Origin of the sequence: Paracoccus shanxieyensis (assembly GCF_009711265.1) — a bacterium.
Classification (GTDB): Bacteria; Pseudomonadota; Alphaproteobacteria; order Rhodobacterales; family Rhodobacteraceae; genus Paracoccus; species Paracoccus shanxieyensis.
Window position 1 is genome coordinate 39426 of the sequence record NZ_WMII01000011.1, and the last position, 18063, is coordinate 57488.

Genomic DNA, 18063 nt, shown 5'->3' on the forward strand with positions numbered 1-18063 from the left:
TGCGGAAGGATGCGGCCTTATAGCGGCATTGCCCGCGATTGCAAGGGAAAACGCCCGGCCGGACCGATCGGCGGGGGCGCAGTTTCGCCGCTGCGGCGATACTGTTTCCGCATCAGGAGGAAACACGAAATTGTCAGGCAAAACAAGGCAATCGGTTATTGCTCTTGTCACAATTCCTGACCAAGTTTTGCCCGACGCATCCAATCCAGGAGATCCAGATGAAACGCATCGTCCTTCCCCTTGTTCTGGCCACCACCTTTGGCGCTGGCGCGGCCATGGCGGCGCCTGTCACTTATAACTTCGATCCCTCGCACAGCCAGGTGGTGTTCCAATACACCCATATGGGCTTCTCGACCTCGACCGGGATCATCAATGGCGTGACCGGCACGCTGGTTCTGGACGCGGAAAATCCCGACGCCTCGACCGTCGAAGCCACCATTCCGATGTCGGGCCTGCATTCGGTCGCAGCCGAGCTGGACGAGCATCTGTTCGGCAAGGATTTCTTCAACACCGACAAGGGCGCGGCCGTCGCCACCTTCAAATCGACCGCTGTCGATGTCGATGACGACAAGGACGAAGCCAAGGTCACCGGCGATCTGACGATGAACGGCGTGACCAAGACCGTCGTGCTGGACGTGGATCTGAAGCAGATCGCCAACCACCCGATGAGCGGCAAGGAAGTCGCAGGTTTCGACGCCGAGACCGAGATCAAGCGCACCGAGTTCAACCTGGGCCAGTTCGCCCCGGCGGTCAGCGATGAGGTCGAAATCACCATCAGCATCGAGGCCACGAAAGCCGAATGATCGGCGTCTGACCTGCTGCGAAGGCCCCCGTTTCGGGGGCCTTTTTCCGTTTCGCTTTCCGTTCTGGGCCGGGGATGTTTGATGGCGCAGGGCGACGAAACGCCATTGCGGGCGCGGGGCATCGGGGATAATCCCGCCTGATGCTGCCCGAAGACCGCCTTTTCCAGATCGTCCAGCGTTTCGAGTTTCTCGAGGCGCGGCTGAATGCCGGCCCGGCGGCGGATGAAATTGCCGCTATCAGTCGCGAATATGCCGATCTGAAGCCGGTCGTCGCGCAGATCGGCGAATGGCGCGCGGCGCAGGACGGCATTGCCGAGGCGCAGGCCATGCTGGCCGACCCAGAGATGCGCGAACTGGCCGAGGATGAGCTGTCGCGCCTGCGCCAGTCCTTGCCCGATCTGGAACACCGGCTGCGTCTGGCGCTGCTGCCCAAGGACGCCGCCGATGCCCGCCCGGCCATTCTTGAAATCCGCCCCGGCACCGGCGGCGATGAGGCCGCGCTGTTCGCAGGCGATCTGCTGAACATGTATCGTCGGTTCTCCGAATCCAACGGCTGGAATTTTCAGCTGCTGGAGCTTTCGGAATCCGAACTGGGCGGGGTGCGCGAAGCCATGGCCCGGATCGAGGGCGAGGGGGTCTTTGCCCGGCTGAAATACGAGTCCGGCGTGCATCGCGTGCAGCGCGTGCCCGAAACCGAATCCGGCGGCCGCATCCATACCAGCGCCGCCACCGTCGCCGTGCTGCCCGAAGCTGCCGAGGTCGATATTGACATCCCGACCAGCGACATCCGCATCGACACCATGCGCGCCTCGGGCGCGGGCGGCCAGCACGTCAACACCACCGATTCCGCCGTGCGCATCACCCACCTGCCGACCGGGATCATCGTCACAAGCTCGGAAAAGTCGCAGCACCAGAACCGCGCCAATGCGATGGCGGTGCTGCGGGCGCGGCTTTACGATATGGAACGCTCGCGCGCCGATGCCGAACGCGCGGCGGATCGCAAGTCGCAGGTCGGCTCGGGCGACCGCTCGGAACGGATCCGCACCTATAATTTCCCGCAGGGCCGCATGACCGATCACCGCATCGGCCTGACACTATATGCGCTGGACCGCATCATCGCGGGCGATCTGGCCGAGATCACCGACGCGCTGATCGCCCATGATCAGGCCGCCCGACTGGCCGCCGAGGGCGTATGACCACGGGCCGCGCGCTGTGCCGCATGGCCGAAGCGCAGTTTCTTGAAGCCGGGATCGACGCCGCCGCGGGCGATGCGCAGGCGCTGTTTCTGCATGCGCTGCATGCCACGGGGCAGGCCGTTCCGCGGCATGCCTTGCGCGAACATCTGCAAGCCGAGGTGCCGCCACAGGTCGCGGATCTGTTTCGGCAGGCGGTGGCCGCGCGTCTGGACCGCCAGCCGGTCAGCCAGATCATCGGGCGCCGGGCGTTTTGGAACCATGATTTCCACGTCACCCGCGACACACTGGACCCGCGCCCGGAAACCGAGCTGCTGGTCGAAGCCGCATTGGCCGAGCCCTTCGAGAGCGCGCTGGACATGGGCACGGGCACCGGCGCGATCCTGATCTCGCTTCTGGCCGAACGACCGGGCGTGCGCGGGGTGGCGACCGATATCTCGCCCGCCGCGTTGAGTGTCGCGAAAGCCAATGCCGCGCGGATCGGCGTGCAGGCGGAGTTTCTGCTGTCCGACTGGTTTTCCAATCTGAATGAATGTTTTGCGCTGATTGTCTCGAACCCGCCTTATATCGCGCTGGATGAAATGGCTGCGCTTTCACCCGAGGTCCGCGATTGGGAGCCGCATCTGGCGCTGACCGATGGCGGCGACGGTCTGGCCGCCTATCGCGCGATCTGCGCAGGCGCGCCGCGGCATCTGCGCCCCGGCGGGCGGCTGATGGTGGAAATCGGCCCGACGCAGGCTGCAGCCGTGTCCGGGCTGATGCAGCAGGCCGGATTTGTCGACATCGCCACGCTTCAGGATCTGGACGGTCGCGACCGCGTGGTATGGTGCCGCAAACCGCATGACGCCCGCGGATAATCGCGGTTTTCGTGCCATATGCTAACTTTCCGCTTGTCAGCGCCGGCGCAGGATGCTTAGTGGCAGATGTGACGGGGGCGCACCGCCCACGCACGGGTCAGTTACATTCAGCCGCAAACTGGTAACACGGGGCAAACGGGCCTGATCGGCCGATCCCGAACTGGCATCCGCTGCACGATATGACCCTAACCAGAGCCGGGCATCTAGCCTGACCACGAATTGACAACAAGCTGATGAGATCATCCAAATCCCGTTCGCGTAACAAGTCGAACCGCCAGCGCACGCTGGGCAATGTCGTCAACCGCGTCTTCGATTCCTCGGGCCCCGAGGGCAAGGTGCGTGGCACGCCACAGCAGATCATTGAAAAATACCTGACGCTCGCCCGCGATGCGCAGCTTTCCAATGACCGCGTGGCGGAACAAAGCTTCTTGCAACACGCCGAACACTACACCCGTATGCTGGGCGAGGCGCAGCGCGAACAGGCCGAACGGCAAAGCCAGAACGGCTTTCACCGCGACGACGACCGCGACGACACCGGCCAGCACGGCGATGGCAGCCACAATAATGGCGGTCAAAACAATGGCGGCCAGAATAATGGCGGCCAGCAACACGCGCCGCGTCAGGATCGCGACGAAAACGGCCACCGCCGTGACGACAACCGCCGCGATGACAACCGTCGGGACGATAACCGCCGCGATCAGCAGAACCGTCGCGACGACAACCGCAACGACAATCGGCAGGACCGTCGCGATTTCCGCCGCGATGACCGGGGCGACGAAAATCGCCAGAACGATCGCCGCGACGACCAGCCGCGTGCCCCGCGCGCCGAGCCTGTCGCAGCCGATCAGGGCCTTCCGCCCGTGATCGCCACCGACGTCTCGGCAGGTCCGGTCGACACGCCCGAGACGGTCGCGCCGGAAGCCGCGCCCGCACCAGCTGCACCCGCACCGGCCGCACCGGAACTGCCGCTGGGCGATGCCGCGCTGGACGGCGCAGCCGAAAGCTTTGAGCCTGCAAGCGATGACGCGCCCAAGCGTCGCCGCACCCGCAGCCCGGCGGCAGCCGGTGCCGCGCCCCGCGCGCCGCGCACCCGTCGCAAGCCCGCCGCCGAAGGCGATCAGCCTGCTGCGGAAAAAGCCTCGGGCGAATAAGCCTGAAATCAGCGCGGCGCGGCGGCAAGAAGCCGCGCCAGCGCGCAGAACTCCTCAAGCCCGATTTCCTCGGCCCGCGCGGTCGGCGCGATGCCTGCCTCGGTCAGCAGATCCTCGATCTGCGGATGCAGCCCCTTCAAGGACGCCCGCAACATCTTGCGCCGCTGGTTGAACCCGGCGGCGACGACACGGTTCAGCACCTTCGCATCTGCCGGAAAGCGCGGCTCGGGCAGGGCGGTCAGATGCACCACGGCGGAATGGATCTTCGGCGCAGGCACGAAGGCCTCGGGCGGCAATGTCATCACGATCTTCGCGTCCGAGCGCCACTGCGCCAGCACCGCCAGCCGCCCATAGGCCTTGCCGCCGGGCTTTGCCACGATGCGTTCGGCCACTTCCTTCTGAAACATCAGCGTCAGCGACTGCCAGAAAGGCGGCCATTCGGCAGGGGTCAGCCAGCGGATCAGCAGTTCCGTGCCGACGTTATAAGGCAGGTTTGCCACGATGCGGATCGGCGGCGTCAGATGCGCCAAAGGGTCGATCTCCAGCGCGTCGCCATTGATGACATGCAGGCGACCCGGATAGAATTCGGCTATCTCGGCCAGCGCGGGCAGGGCGCGGGCGTCCTTTTCGATGGCCAGCACATGCCGCGCGCCCTCGGCCAGCAAGCCACGGGTCAGACCGCCGGGACCGGGGCCGACCTCGATCACGTCGCAGCCGGTCAGATCGCCCGCCGCCCGCGCGATCTTGGCGGTCAGGTTCAGGTCCAGCAGAAAGTTCTGGCCCAGCTGCTTCTTGGCGCGCAGTTCGTGACGCGCAATCACCTCGCGCAGCGGCGGCAGCCCGTCGATCGCACTCATCGCCGCGCCGCCATGTCATGCGCCATGCGCAGTGCCGCAATCACGCTGTCGGCATCGGCAATGCCCTGACCCGCGATGTCGAACGCCGTGCCATGATCGGGCGAGGTGCGCACGAAAGGCAGGCCCAGCGTCACATTGACCCCAGCCGAGAAATCCAGCGTCTTGATCGGGATCAGCGCCTGATCGTGATAGGCACACAGCGCCGCGTCATAGCGCGCCCGCGCGGCGGGATGAAACATCGTATCGGCGGGCAGGGGCCCGGCCAGATCAAACCCCTCGGCCCGCAGCCGGGCCACCAATGCCACCATCCAGTCGGTTTCCTCATGTCCCATGACGCCGTTTTCCCCGGCATGGGGGTTCAGCCCCGAAACGGCAATGCGCGGCGCGGCCAGCCCGAAATCGCGCCGCAAGGCCGCGTCGGTGATGCGGATCGCCTGCTCCAGCGCGGCAGGCGTGAACAGCCCCGGCACGTCGGACAGGGCGACATGAATGGTGACCGGCACGACGCGACACGGCGGCTGAACACTGGTCGAGGCCAGCATCATGACGACCGGCACATCGCCTGCCAGATGCGCCAGATATTCGGTATGACCGGGAAAGCCGAACCCGGCGCCGCGCTTCAGCGCCTCCTTGTTGATCGGCAGCGTGCAAATGCCGCCCGCCTGACCCCGGACGCAATGATCCACCGCCCGCGCAATCACGTCGATCACCGCTTGCGCATTGGCGGGACAGGGCTGGCCCGGAATGGCCGGGGCCGGGAAATCATGACGCAGCACCGCCAGCCGCCCCGGTGGCAAGGCCTCGTCAAGGGACGAAACCTCGACCCAATCGGTGCCTGCGGGCAGATGCCGGGGATCGCCCAGAAAGACGAAAGGCACGCCCGAGGCCAGCGCCTTCGGTGCCAGTTCGGGCCCGATCCCGGCAGGTTCGCCGCAGGTCAGAAGGATGGGGCGGGATGCGCTCATATGTCCTTGTTTTCCAAATACCCTCGGGGGGTCCGGGGGGCGAAGCGCCCCCGGTCCGCACCGGTTCAGGAGCGTTACGGCCTGCGGATGATCGCGTTCGCGCGCAGCTCGGCCAGATAGTTCTCGGCCGCCGCGCCGACCTTGCGGTTGAAGATCTGGTTGCGCACCGTATCGCGCGACGGCAGCGCATCGGGATTGGGCGCGCCGTCCTGCCCCTCGGGCGCGGCAGGGGTCTCGGGCGGATTGGCGACCAGCGCGCCGCGGCGCGAACACAGCATCAGCAGATCGACCGCACCGCCATAGTTGATGACGGTGGTTTCATTATTGTCCAGCACCGCCAGACGGATCGCCTCGCCGGTCGGGATCTGGCCCTGCGACAGGGTTTGCCGCGTGATCCGGTCGGCGGGCAGGCTGCTGGTATTCGCGCTCAGCATGTCGCATGTGTCCGAGCTCGCGGCCAGCCGGGCCGCCTCATCGGGGGTGGCCACACGCACGCGCATGTAATCCAGCACCTGCTCGCGCGCGCCGGGGCGCAGCGTGCCTTGCGTGTCGCGCAGGAAGAACAGCACGACCGCGCCTTGCACCTGCAAGGGCTGGCTGATCTGGCCGGGCTGCATCTGCAGAAGGATCGGCCGCAACGAAGGCGGCAGATTGGCCAGCGCGGTGGTCGGCAGACGACCGCCATTCTGCGCCGAGGGCGTCGCCGAATGCTGGCGCGCGAAGGCGGCGAAATCGGCCTCGGTGCGGGTGCGGGCGACGATGTCCTCGGCCAGCGCCATGGCCTGCGCCTCCTGCCCGGCAGGCGCGGGGATGATCAGTTCGGACAGGGACACGGCGGTGACGCGCGGCGTCTCGACGATCTTCTGCATTTCCTGATCGACCTCGGCATCCGACACATCGACCATGCCGATGATGCGCTGCCGGATGAATTCGCGCCACACGATGCCCGAGGTCACGAAATCCTCGAAGGTCTGGCGATCGACACCGCTTTGCCCCAGCATCTGCGTGAACTGATCGACGCCCATATTGCCGCGGGCGGCAAATTCCTCCAGCCCGGTATTGATCTGTTCCTCGCTGGCCGAAACCCCGACCTGACGCGCGGCAAAGGCGCGCAGCCGGTCGTCGATCAGTTCCTTTTCGGCGGCGGCGCGGCTGGTATCGGGCGCGCGCAGGATCTGCAGAAAGCGCATGCGCTGCTCGACCTCATAGCGGGTCACGGCGCGGTCGTTCACATAGACCACGGGCTGAAACAGGTTCGACGATTGCGCCTGCGCCGCCTGCGGCCCAAGGCCCGGCATCGGAGCCGCCGCCACGCCCGCCAGCATCGCGGCTGCTGCCGCCCCCAGAAGAATTTGCCGCATCAACTGCCTCGTCGTCCTGTCGTTTCGCGCGACCTTAGCGCAGGCATGCGCGGCGCGCCACCGTCCGCTGCGGGTCGCTTTGCTGCCGGCCAAATCCGCCCAGCCGGATGCCCAGATCGAAACTGGTATCGGCGCGCAGATTGTCGCTGTCGCTGAAGCGGCGCTTCACGGCCATTTCCACGGTCACGCATTCATTGCGATATTCCAGCCCCAGCTCGGCCTTCTGCGCGCGGTCGGCGCTGAAATCGTAGCGCGTCTCGGCGGTGGCCCACCAGCCGTCGCGGATCTGCCAGCCCGCCACCGTGGTCAGTTCCGAAACGTTCTGCGGCCGGTCTTCGCCCTCGTCGGAATCCAGCCACAGATAGCCTGCCGAAAGTTGCAGCCCCGGCTTCAGCCAGCCCAGCCGCAATTCGTTGCGGCTGACCGAAAAGCTGTCATCGAACAGCGCCCGATTGACGATCGCCAGCCCGTTCGAGCCCTGATAATTCGCCGACAGCAACCAGTCCGAGCTTTTGCCCGCCAGCGGCCCGCTGTTTCCGAACGCATCATCCGTGCGCGACCGCAGCACGCGCCCGGCGGTCAGACCGACCGACCAGCCCGCCGGGTCGATCCGGGTCCAGCCCAGCCCCAGATTGGCCCGCAACCCCGATTCGCGCGCGTCCCAGCCGGGAAAGCGGTTCAGCGAATACAGATTGCCCTCGTCGAATTCGATCAGATAGCTGTCCTCGTTCGGGACCTCGTCCTCGGCGTCACGCTCGGGCGACCAGATGATCTGGGCCACCGGCTCGACGATATGGGTCACACCATTGGTGTGGCGGGCAAAGGGCCAGCGCAGTTCCGTGGCGATGGTCGGATCGGCGCGGGCGACCCATTCCTCGTAATTGCTGTCCTGATTGATGTTGTAGAAATCGGCATTCAGCCGCGTCTCCACCGCCCCCAGCATGCCCAAGGGCAGGATCTCATTGCGCCGCCAGCCCACCGCGACCGAGCCGCGCGCCATGTCGCGCCCCAGCACATCCTGCCCCGAGGACCGGCGATGCGCATGCAGCGACCATTCCAGCTCGGCGATGCCGCCGATGCGGTCCGGGCTCCAGCGGCGCTGCCACAGCGCATCGGCCACGACCGAGGGCGTGATGTCGTCGGGTTCGTCGTCGCGCAGCGATTCGTAATTGCCGATGCGCGCGGTCAGCATCCGGTCGCGGCGCACGCGGTCCAGCGTGATGCCGCTCCACAGCCGGTCGGCATCGCTGATATCGTAATCCAGCAGATAGGCGCGGTTGGTCGCCATCTGCAACTGAATGCCCAGCTGATAGCCGCGCGGCAGTTCGAACCGGGCCGCGCCGAACAGATAGCCGCGCGTGTCGCCTTGCTGGATGTCGTCGCGGCTCAGCGCGCCGTTCCATTCCATCGCGCCATTGCGGACGGCCTGCCGATAGCGCAGTTCCAGCGTTCTTGTGCGCGAGGCCGAGACATAGGGCGTCACCGTCAGGTCGGCGTGATCGCCCAGCGTGATGAAATAGGGCAGCTTGATGCCCAGCCCCAGCCCCGAGGTCGTGCGGAATTGCGGGCGCAAAAAGCCCGTCATGCGGTCCACGGTCGGGTCGGGCGCGGTCAGCCAGGGCAGGCTGGCCACCGGCACGCCAAAGGCGCGAAGCTGCGGCTGGTCGAAATGCAATTGCCGGGTTTCGGCGTCATGGGTGATCGAGCGGGCGCGGATTTCCCACAGCGGCACGGGATTGCTGGCGCAGACCTGACAGCTTGAGGCGACCACATTCTGCATCGTGGTGATGCGGCCATTGTCGCGACGCTCCATCTGGCGGGCGGCAAGCTGCATCTCGCGGGCAAGGACCAGCCGCGCACCGCGCAGGATGCCGTCCTGCAGGTTCGGATCAAGCTGGGCGCTGTCGGCGATCACGATGGTTTCATCGCGCTGGTCGCGCATGGCGGGTTCGGTCAGGTGGATCGGCCCTTCGATCACCGCGCCGCCGGTCCGGTTGTCATAGACCACGCGCGACGCGACCAGTCGCGCGCCGCGATACCAGATCACCACACCGCCCGATGCCGTCAGCTTGTCATCCGCCGACAGCGTGACCTGATCGGCCAGCAGTGTCGCGGGGCTGCCCTGATCGGGGCTGTCGATCCGGGGGCTGGGCGCAATCGCGACGCCCGATCCGCCCGACGAAACGGCGGGCGTATGCGAGGCCTCGGTCCCGTCGGCAAAGCGTTCGTTGCCGTCAAGGTTTTCGGTGGGCGCCAAAGCCGGGGCCGCACCCGCGCCGGTCAGAAAACCGTCGCCATCCTGTGTATAGACCGGCAGCGTCTGGCCGTCGGCGGTCAGGCTTTGCGCCAGCGCGGCGGCTGGTGCGATCAGCGCGGTCGCGGCCGTCAGGGCCGCCACACGCCATGCGAAATTCATCTTGCCCGCCGCCATTCCTAGCCGTCCTCCAGCCGCAGCAATGCCCCAAAGGCGAAGAGCAGCGCCACGATGGGCGGCGCCCATCCGGCCAGTGCCGGAGGAATGCCGCCATTTTCACCCAAGACCTGCGTCAGATTGCGCAGGAAGAACAGACCGATGCCGCAGCCGAACGCGCCCAGGACCAGCATGCCCATTTTCCGCCCGCGCATGTGCCGCATGGTGAAGGCGGCGGCAATCGCGATCATCGCGGCCATCAGCAGCGGCCGGGCCAGTTCCATCTGGAACCAGACCTTGTGGCGCTGCGCCGAAAAGCCCGCGCGCTCCAGCCCCTTGATAAAGGCGGGAAGTTGCCAGATCGGGATCGCCTCGGGGCGGCCGAAGCTGTCGCGGATGCGGGCGGCGGTCAGATCGGTGGGCAGGTCCAGCGAATCGAAGCTGCGGGCCATGGCTTCCGGGTTGACCTCGGTCAGCGGCCATTCCTTGACGCGGCGCAATTGCCACGCGCCATCGGCCAGCCGCGCCTCGGCGGCGTCGATGCGTCGGGCGGGGCCCTGATCGGGCGCAAAGATCATGAAGGTCGCGTCGTAAAGCGTGGTCGCATCCGGGCTGGCGCGGCTGGCGCGGATCACGACCTGCCCCAGCGTCTCATGGCCTTGGGCATCGCGGGTGCGCAGCGCCTGACGCAGCCAGACGGCATCCTCGCCCAGACTGACGGTCTGGCCGCCATCGCTTTGGATGCGGGCCACGGCGGCGTCATAGCGTTTGGCGGTGGCGGCGACCATCGGGTTCAGGACGGCCACGCAGACGACACCCACCAGCGCCGCCGTGACCGCAGGCGCTGCCAGCACCCGCAGGCCAGACCGGCCCGAGGCCCGGATCGCCACCAGTTCGGAACTGCGCGACAGGTTCAGAAACAGCGCGATCCCCGACAGCACGGTAATCAGCGGCAGGATGGAATAGAACGCGCTGGTGATGTTCAGCGCCGACAGCCCCGCCGCGCCGGTCAGGCCGATGCCTTCATCGGAAAAGCGGCGGATCTGCTCGACGATGTCGATCAGGAACAGGATGGCCGCAAAGATGGCGGCGATCATCAGGAACAGCCGCAAAAAGCGGCGCGCGACATAGGCGGACAGGATCATGGCTGTCCCTCGGTTGGGGCGGCGGCGGCGTCTGTGGCGGTCGTGCCGCCCCGCAGCCGCCGGGGCCGGGCCGCAAGCCACAGAACGCCCGCGCAGATCAGCCCGCCAATGGCCGAGGGCAGATAGATCAGCGGCCAGCGCCCGGCATCCTGCGCCACCTGATTTTCCGCAGCCGTCTGCAGGAATTGCACGAAGATCAGCGCCATGACCGCCCAGATCACCTGTCGCCAGACCCCGAACCGGCTGAAGCCGCCCAGCAGCAGCATGGCAAAGCCCAGAAGCGCCGCGACCGGGGCCTGCAGCGGTTTCGACAGCCGCTCATGCGCCTCGGCCCGCGCCTTGTCGGGGGTCGAGCCGGTGGCGGCCATCAGTTCGGCATCCGGGCGCAGCAGCCGCCATGTCGAATAGGCGCGGATGTCGCGCTTGCGGTTGCCGTCGCTGCTGACCAGCGATGTCATGTCATAGGCCAGTTCGTCGAAGCGCGTGACCGACAGGCGCTGCTGGCCGCTGGCCCCGCGCAGGTTCTGCGCCATGCCCTGCATCATCACCAGACGCGGCCCGGCATCGGTGCGCACCACCAGCGCCTCGGTCGCGGTATAGGTCGTCTGGTTCGTGGGATTGCGCGCGTCCTCAAGAAAGAAATCCAGCAGGCGGCCATCGGGCGCGATGTCGCGGATATACAGCGTGACGCCATCCACAGGGTATTGAAATGTGCCCGCCCGCAGGAATTGCGCGGTGACGTTCTGCGCGATCTCGGCCTGCCGGTCGGTCAGGCGGGCGCGGGCCAAAGGCACCAGCGCATGGACCAGCAGCGCCACCATCAGCGCGACGACGACGCCGAACATCAGCACCGGCCGCGCCAGCCGCCAGGGCGAGACGCCCGCGGCCTGCATCGCCACCAGTTCGGATTCCGAGGCCAGCCGGTTCGTGCCATAGGCGCTGGCCGCGAATGCCGCGATGGGCAGCACCACCGAAATCACCAAGGGCAGCGTCAGCGCGGTGAATTCCAGCACCACCAGCGCGGTCTGCCCATCCGAGATCAGCTGCTCGAACAGCGAAACTGCCCGGTTGATCCAATAGACCGAGACAAGCACCAGCCCGAAGAACCCGAACAATGTCAGGAGCTGGGACAGGATATAGCGGTCGATCCGGGGCATGGGTGCCTTCGCCAAGGGCTGAATGCAGCTTGCTTAGCCCGTCGGTCGGGATTGGGGAAGCCCTGCCTCTGGTCAAGCGGCGGTTGCATGACTAGTTTTCGCCGAAACGGATCAATGCGGAGCGCGCGATCATGACCCAGCCGGTCGAAATCTCATTCATGTCCACCGAAACCGAGGGGCTTGCCGCGCGCAAGGGCCGCATCGCCATTCTGGTGGCCGACACCGGGCGTCTGCCCGGCGGCCTGCCGCGCCCCGCCCGCGAGGCGGTGCAGCGCGCGCTGGATTCGGATGCGTGGAAGGGCGTGAAGCCGGGCCGGGCACTGGAACTGGCCTTTCCCGCCGGGATGGCGGCGGATGCGCTGCAACTGGTGTCGCTGCCGCGCCGCACCGATGTCGCGACCGCGCGCAAGGCCGGGTCTGCCATCGGCGCGAAGCTGGGCAAGACCGACCTGACGGTGCTGGCGGGCGATCAGAAGCTGGCCGCCGAGGTGGCTTTGGGGCTGGCGCTGCGGGCCTATGATTTCTCAGCCTACAAGACGCAGAAATCCAAGACGGCCGATGATGCTGCGGCGGGGGCCGACGCCGCGCCCGCCACCCGGCGCGTCAGCTTCATGCACAAGGATCCCGAGGCGCTGGCCCGCGATGCCGAAAGCGGTGCCGCCGTGGCCGAGGGCGTGTTCTTCACCCGCGATCTGGTCAGCGAGCCTGCGAACGTCCTGACCACCAGCGATTTCGCCGACCGCCTGCTGGCCATGCAGGAGCTGGGCCTTGAGGTCGAGGTGCTGGAGGAGGACGCGCTGGCCAAGCTGGGAATGCGCGCGCTTCTGGGCGTGGGGCAGGGCTCGGAAACGCCCTCGAAGGTGGTGGTCATGCGCTGGATGGGCGGCGGCGATGAGGCGCCCCTGGCGCTGGTCGGCAAGGGCGTGGTCTTCGACACCGGCGGCATCTCGATCAAGCCCGCCGCGGGCATGGAAGAGATGACGATGGACATGGGCGGCGCGGGCGTGGTCGCGGGCGTCATGCGCACGCTGGCGCTGCGCCGTGCCAAGGCCAATGTCGTCGGTCTGGTCGGTCTGGTCGAGAACATGCCCGACGGCAAGGCGCAGCGGCCCGGCGATATCGTCAAGTCGATGAAGGGCGACACGATCGAGATCATCAACACCGATGCCGAGGGCCGTCTGGTTCTGGCCGATGTGCTTTGGTATGCGCAGGAACGCTTTGCGCCGAAGGCCGTCGTGGATCTGGCGACGCTGACCGGCGCGGTCATCATCGCGCTGGGGCATGACAATGCCGGCGTCTTTTCCAATGACGATGCCTTTGCCGGTCAGTTCCTTGCGGCGGCCAAGGCCGAGGGCGAGGGCGCGTGGCGGCTGCCTTTGGGGCCGGGCTATCAGGATCTGATCAAGTCGCGCCTTGCCGATATCAAGAATACCGGCGGCCGCTCGGCGGGGTCGATCACGGCGGCGGAATTCCTGCATTGCTTCATCAAGGACGGCACGCCGTGGATCCATCTGGACATTGCGGGCGTGGCCTTGCCGCCGGGCGAGACGGCGCTTGCGCCAAAAGGCGCGACCGGCTGGGGCGTGATGGCGCTGGACCGGCTGGTGCGCGACCGCTTTGAGCAGGGCTGATGGGGTCTGTCCTGTTCTATCACCTGACGCGGTCTGGCCCGCGCGCGCTTTTGCCGATGCTGATCGGCAAAAGCCTGCAGGCGGGCTGGCCTGTCGAGGTCCGGGGCAGGGACCGCGCCCGTCAGGTCGCGCTGGACGAGGCGCTGTGGCTGGGCGAGGGCTTCCTACCGCACGGGCTGGCCGGAGGCGCGCATGATGCGCGTCAGCCGGTTCTGCTGACCATCGAGGGGCAGGCGGCGGAAAACCAGCCGCGCTGCCTGATGGTTCTGGACGGGGCCGAGATCACCGGCACCGAATGCGATGCGCTGGACCGCGCCTGCATCCTGTTCGACGGCAACGATCCCGAGGCGCTGGACCGCGCCCGCACGCAATGGCGGGCCATGAAGGCGCATGGCGTTGCCGCCGAATACTGGTCCGAGGAAAGCGGGCGCTGGGAGCGCAAGCAGTAAGGCGCGGGCGTCGGGCCTGTGTCAGGGGGCTCTGCCCCCCGCCCCGGCAGGCCGGGGCGTCCCCCGGGGTATTTGCAAAACAAGGACAGCCCGTTCAGCGTTCGAGGATGAGGCGGTTCGATTCAATGCTGACGCGGGCGAAGCGCGACAGATAGGACATGCCCATCAGCGACACGCCGATTTCGGATTGCAGGACGAGGGCGGGCACCTGTTCGTCGTGGATGTCGCCGATGGTCACGGAATCGAGCATGACCGTGGCGGTGGGCACCGTGCCATTCGCGGTCTGCGCCTGTCCCAGATAGCCCAGCGAGGCGGGGTCGATCCCCACCCGGCGGGCGTCATCGGCCCCCAGCGCGATGGTGCTGGCGCCGGTATCGACGATGAAGCGCAGCGGCGTGCCGTTCACATCGGCGGTCAGGTGGTAATGCCCGTCCTGGCCCAGCGGGACCTCGACCCGGCCGCCTTCCAGAACGCGGGCCTGCGGCGAGATGGTGTTGCGGATATCGCCCCACATGCCGGCAATCGCGATGGCCCCCAGAAAGATCATCGCCCAGGCGGAGGCAAAGCGCATCGACTTGCCGGGACGCGTCCGCAATTCGACCACCAGATAGCCGCCGACCGCGACCAGCAGCAGCACCAGATAGGCCACACGGCCGAATTCCTCACCCATCAGACCAGCCCCGAGCCTTTCAGGCCGTCGATCACGAACTGGATCGACAGCGCCGCCAACAGCATCCCGAACAGCCGCGTGACCACCATGGTTCCCGTCCGGCCCAGAAGGCGCGCAATCGGCCCCGCCAGCGCGAAAAGTGCGGCGACGATGCCCAGCACCGCCAGCATCACCAGATGCACCATCACGGTATGGCCGACGGTTTGATCCTGATTGACCAGCAGGATCATCGTGGCCAGCGCCCCCGGTCCCGCCAGAAACGGTGTGGCCAGCGGGAAGACCGACGGATCGTCCTGTCCGTGGTGGTCATCCGTCTGCCCCTCGCGCCGTTCGGTGCGGCGTTCAAACAGCATGTCCAGCGCGGTCAGAAACAGCAGCACGCCCCCCGCGATGCGGAAGGCCGGAAGCGAGATGCCGATGCCGCCAAGGATCGCCTCGCCCGCGAGGCCGAAGGCGGTCATCAGGATCGCGGCGATCAGGATGGCCCGCCAGCCCACGCGGCGGCGCTGGCTGTGGGGCATGCCGCGCGTCAGCGCAATGAAAAGCGGCACCAGCCCGATCGGGTCGATGACGACGAACAGGGTGACGAAGGCGCTGATGATCTGTGTGCTGTCCATGCGGGCAACTATGGCCTGACCGATCCGCCGAGGAAAGGCGATCACGCGTTTGGGGGTTTCACCAGATCGCCACGGGCCTTATATCTTGTGCAGACCCAAGATATACGCGGCTAGGCCGTGACGGAGGATTAAGATGCACGCACCTTCCCCCATGGCGCTTTTGCTGATCGCGATCGTTGTGCTGGTGCTTTTCGGGCGCGGCAAGGTTTCGTCCCTGATGGGCGAAGTCGGCAAGGGAATCACCGCCTTCAAGAAAGGCGTCAAGGACGGCGCCGAGGAAGACAAGGCCGAGACCAAAGAGCTTGAGCTGAATTCGCCCGATGACATCGCCAAGGCCCGCGCCGAACTGGCGGCCGAGCGCGCCAAGCTGGATGCCGAACGCGCCCGCATGACCGCCGATGGCAGCCTGCGCGACGTGACGCCGTCCGACCAGACCAAGCTCTGATCCGGGTCGCATCCGGACATGTTCGATATCGGCTGGAGTGAGCTACTTCTGATCGGCATCGTGGCGCTGATCGTCGTCGGCCCCGAGGATCTTCCCAAGCTGTTTCACACGCTGGGCCGGATCACGTCCAAGGCGCGGATGATGGCGCGCGAATTCAGCAGCGCGATGGAAGACGCCGCCAAGTCCTCGGGGCTGGATGAGGCCGGGCTGGCGCTGAAGGATGTGAACAAGCTGACCTCGAAGCGGGCGCTGGGGCTGGACGCGCTGGACCGCGCCGCGGACCGGTTCGAGAAATGGGATCCGGTCAATCCTCTGCAGGAAGCCCGCCGGTCCAAGCCCGTTCCCGATCCGGCAGCGCCGGTGCCGCCGGTGGCCGCAGCCGATGAACCGGCTGCCCCCGGTGCCGCACCTGAGGCCGCGCCCCCGGTGCCCCCCGCTGCGCCGGGTGTCAGCGCGCCGTTTCCCGCCAATATGGCTGCCGACACCGCCGATGGACGGCGCAGGCTTCATGCCGTGCGGCGTTCGGATCGCGACTGATCTTTAATAGGAAAGGCCGCATCGCGTGGCGACGAAAACTGCCAAGCCGGATGATATCGACGATAGCTCCGCCCCCCTGATTTCGCATCTGGCCGAGCTGCGCAAGCGGCTGATCTGGTCGGTTCTGGCCTTCGTCATCGCGATGGTGCTGTGCTATTTCGTCTGGAACCCGATCTTCGATTTCCTGACCCAGCCGATCTGCTATGCGCTGGAAAAGCGCGGCCAGACCTGCGGGCTGATCCTGCTGAAGCTGCAGGAAGGTTTCTTCGTCGCCATGCGCATCGCCTTTTTCGGCGGCTTCGTGCTGGCGTTTCCGGTCGTCGGCTATCAGCTGTGGCGATTTGTGGCGCCGGGGCTGTATCGCAGCGAAAAGAATGCGCTGCTGCCGTTTCTGATTGCGTCCCCGGTGATGTTCATCATCGGCGCGGGCTTTGCCTATTACATCATCCTGCCTTGGGCCTTTGACTTCTTCCTTGGCTTCCAGCAGGGGCCGCTGGGTCTGCCCTCGGATGCGGCAGGGACGGCCACACATGCGGTCGGCACGGCCGCACCTGCGGCGGGGCACGCGACGCCCGCAGCACCAAACCAGCCATGGGCCGGCATCGTCTTTCAGGGTTCGGTCGAGGAATATCTGACCCTGACCACCAAGTTCATTCTGGCCTTCGGGCTCAGCTTCCAACTGCCGGTGGCGCTGACGCTGATGGGCAAGGCGGGGCTGGTCTCGGCCGAGGGGCTGGCCAGCGTGCGGCGCTATGCCATCATCGTCATTCTGGTTCTGGCCGCGATGGTCACGCCGCCCGATGTCATCAGCCAGATCGTTCTGTTCAGCGTGATCTATGGTCTTTACGAGATCTCGATCATCCTTGTGCGCCGCATCGAACGCAAGCGCGCGCTGGAAGAGCAGAACGCCGATGAGTAAGAACACCCTTGCCCGCATCGCCGAGGCGCTGGAGCGGATGGCCCCGCCGCCCGCACCCGCGCCCAGCTTTACCGAGGCCAGCGCCTATGTCTGGCATCCCGATCCCGACCGGCTGCACCCCGTGGCGGATGTGGCCCGCGTCGATCTGGTGCAGCTGATCGGCATCGACCGCGCCCGCGACACGCTGCTGGCCAATACCCTGCAATTCGCGCGCGGCCATGCGGCGAACAACGCGCTGCTGTGGGGGTCGCGCGGCATGGGAAAGTCGTCGCTGGTGAAGGCCGTTCATGCCGAGACGCTGGGGCAGGGCCTGCCCGTGGTGCTGGTCGAGATCGCGCGCGAGGATCTGGGCTCGGTCGGGCGTCTCTTGGCCATTCTGGGGCAGGCCAAAGACCGGCGCTTCGTGCTGTTTGCTGACGACCTGTCCTTCAGCCATGACGACACGCAATATAAATCGCTGAAGGCGGTGCTGGATGGCGGGATTGCCGGGCGTCCCGACAATGTCATTCTTTACGCCACCTCGAACCGGCGCCACCTGATGCCGCGCGACATGATCGACAACGAACGCTCGACCGCGATCCATCCCGGCGAGGCGGTCGAGGAAAAGGTCTCGCTTTCGGACCGTTTCGGGCTGTGGCTGGGGTTCCACCCCTGTTCGCAGGACGAATATCTGGCGATGGTTCAGGGCTATTGCAGCGCTTATGGCGTCGATATCGCCGCAGACGATCTGCGCGCTCAGGCGATCGAATGGCAGGCCACGCGGGGCGCACGGTCCGGGCGGGTGGCGTGGCAGTTCTTTACCGACCTTGCCGGGCGTCACGGCGTTTCGGTCTAGGGATCCCACTGACCTAAGACATGGATTTTTGGCGCGCTGCCTTTATTGCGGGCAGATCCTG

Annotated in this window: 18 protein-coding genes; 10 read left to right on the forward strand and 8 right to left on the reverse strand. The window is 66.5% G+C overall.

Annotated features, from left to right (window positions below; genetic code table 11):
- Positions 1–218: 218 nt before the first annotated feature.
- The 4 genes from GL284_RS12545 to GL284_RS12560 all read left to right on the forward strand — a co-directional run bounded on the left by GL284_RS12545 (position 219) and on the right by GL284_RS12560 (position 4004).
- Positions 219–803 carry a YceI family protein gene (locus GL284_RS12545; RefSeq protein ID WP_155044975.1) on the forward strand — a complete coding sequence of 195 codons (585 nt, stop codon included), beginning with the start codon at positions 219–221 and terminating at the stop codon, positions 801–803.
- 140 nt (positions 804–943) lie between these two features.
- On the forward strand, positions 944–1999 hold the full coding sequence (prfA, locus tag GL284_RS12550) for a peptide chain release factor 1 (RefSeq protein WP_155044976.1): 1056 nt from the start codon (positions 944–946) through the stop codon (positions 1997–1999).
- Positions 1996–2853: a peptide chain release factor N(5)-glutamine methyltransferase gene (gene prmC / locus GL284_RS12555; protein WP_155044977.1), complete on the forward strand. Its 858-nt coding sequence runs from the start codon at positions 1996–1998 to the stop codon at positions 2851–2853. Before prfA ends, prmC begins: the two co-directional genes overlap by 4 nt.
- Positions 2854–3086: 233 nt before the next feature.
- The gene (locus tag GL284_RS12560) at positions 3087–4004 is read left to right on the forward strand and encodes a DUF4167 domain-containing protein (protein WP_155044978.1); all 918 of its coding nucleotides are present in this window, start codon (positions 3087–3089) and stop codon (positions 4002–4004) included.
- An 8-nt stretch (positions 4005–4012) separates the two neighbouring features.
- Here the strand turns inward: GL284_RS12560 and rsmA are convergent, their stop codons facing one another.
- The 6 genes from rsmA to lptF all read right to left on the reverse strand — a co-directional run bounded on the left by rsmA (position 4013) and on the right by lptF (position 11899).
- Positions 4013–4861, reverse strand: a complete 849-nt coding sequence (gene rsmA, locus GL284_RS12565) for a 16S rRNA (adenine(1518)-N(6)/adenine(1519)-N(6))-dimethyltransferase RsmA (protein ID WP_155044979.1) — start codon at positions 4859–4861, stop codon at positions 4013–4015.
- Entirely contained in the window at positions 4858–5826 is a 969-nt protein-coding gene (gene pdxA / locus GL284_RS12570; RefSeq protein WP_155044980.1) for a 4-hydroxythreonine-4-phosphate dehydrogenase PdxA, read from the reverse strand. Before pdxA ends, rsmA begins: the two co-directional genes overlap by 4 nt.
- A 74-nt stretch (positions 5827–5900) precedes the next feature.
- On the reverse strand, positions 5901–7187 hold the full coding sequence (locus tag GL284_RS12575; protein WP_155044981.1) for a peptidylprolyl isomerase: 1287 nt from the start codon (positions 7185–7187) through the stop codon (positions 5901–5903).
- 34 nt (positions 7188–7221) lie between these two features.
- Positions 7222–9618 carry an LPS-assembly protein LptD gene (locus GL284_RS12580; protein WP_155044982.1) on the reverse strand — a complete coding sequence of 799 codons (2397 nt, stop codon included), beginning with the start codon at positions 9616–9618 and terminating at the stop codon, positions 7222–7224.
- 2 nt (positions 9619–9620) lie between these two features.
- Positions 9621–10742 (reverse strand): LPS export ABC transporter permease LptG, encoded by a 1122-nt coding sequence (gene lptG, locus GL284_RS12585; RefSeq protein ID WP_155044983.1) that lies wholly within the window; start codon positions 10740–10742, stop codon positions 9621–9623.
- Complete coding sequence (gene lptF / locus GL284_RS12590; RefSeq protein ID WP_155044984.1) at positions 10739–11899, reverse strand: LPS export ABC transporter permease LptF; 1161 nt, start codon at positions 11897–11899, stop codon at positions 10739–10741. The genes lptG and lptF overlap by 4 nt, the downstream gene beginning before the upstream one ends.
- A 131-nt stretch (positions 11900–12030) precedes the next feature.
- On the opposite strand from lptF, the gene GL284_RS12595 reads away from it, so the two are divergent.
- On the forward strand, positions 12031–13530 hold the full coding sequence (locus tag GL284_RS12595; protein WP_155044985.1) for a leucyl aminopeptidase: 1500 nt from the start codon (positions 12031–12033) through the stop codon (positions 13528–13530).
- Positions 13530–13979 (forward strand): DNA polymerase III subunit chi, encoded by a 450-nt coding sequence (locus GL284_RS12600; protein WP_155044986.1) that lies wholly within the window; start codon positions 13530–13532, stop codon positions 13977–13979. The genes GL284_RS12595 and GL284_RS12600 overlap by 1 nt, the downstream gene beginning before the upstream one ends.
- A gap of 94 nt (positions 13980–14073) precedes the next feature.
- Here the strand turns inward: GL284_RS12600 and GL284_RS12605 are convergent, their stop codons facing one another.
- Positions 14074–14649, reverse strand: coding sequence for a retropepsin-like aspartic protease family protein (locus GL284_RS12605; RefSeq protein ID WP_155044987.1), 576 nt, complete (start codon positions 14647–14649; stop codon positions 14074–14076).
- Positions 14649–15266 (reverse strand): MarC family protein, encoded by a 618-nt coding sequence (locus GL284_RS12610; RefSeq protein WP_155044988.1) that lies wholly within the window; start codon positions 15264–15266, stop codon positions 14649–14651. The genes GL284_RS12605 and GL284_RS12610 overlap by 1 nt, the downstream gene beginning before the upstream one ends.
- A 133-nt stretch (positions 15267–15399) precedes the next feature.
- Here GL284_RS12610 and GL284_RS21945 point away from each other — a divergent pair, with 133 nt between their 5' ends.
- From GL284_RS21945 to GL284_RS12630, 4 genes are read left to right on the forward strand one after another with little or no spacing between them, the layout of a single operon-like run.
- Entirely contained in the window at positions 15400–15711 is a 312-nt protein-coding gene (locus GL284_RS21945) for a twin-arginine translocase TatA/TatE family subunit (protein WP_155044989.1), read from the forward strand.
- Positions 15712–15729: 18 nt separating this feature from the next.
- On the forward strand, positions 15730–16248 hold the full coding sequence (gene tatB, locus GL284_RS12620) for a Sec-independent protein translocase protein TatB (RefSeq protein WP_155044990.1): 519 nt from the start codon (positions 15730–15732) through the stop codon (positions 16246–16248).
- Positions 16249–16273: 25 nt separating this feature from the next.
- Positions 16274–17167, forward strand: coding sequence for a twin-arginine translocase subunit TatC (gene tatC / locus GL284_RS12625; RefSeq protein WP_341870368.1), 894 nt, complete (start codon positions 16274–16276; stop codon positions 17165–17167).
- Positions 17160–18002, forward strand: coding sequence for an ATP-binding protein (locus tag GL284_RS12630; RefSeq protein WP_155044991.1), 843 nt, complete (start codon positions 17160–17162; stop codon positions 18000–18002). The genes tatC and GL284_RS12630 overlap by 8 nt, the downstream gene beginning before the upstream one ends.
- Positions 18003–18063: the final 61 nt, after the last annotated feature.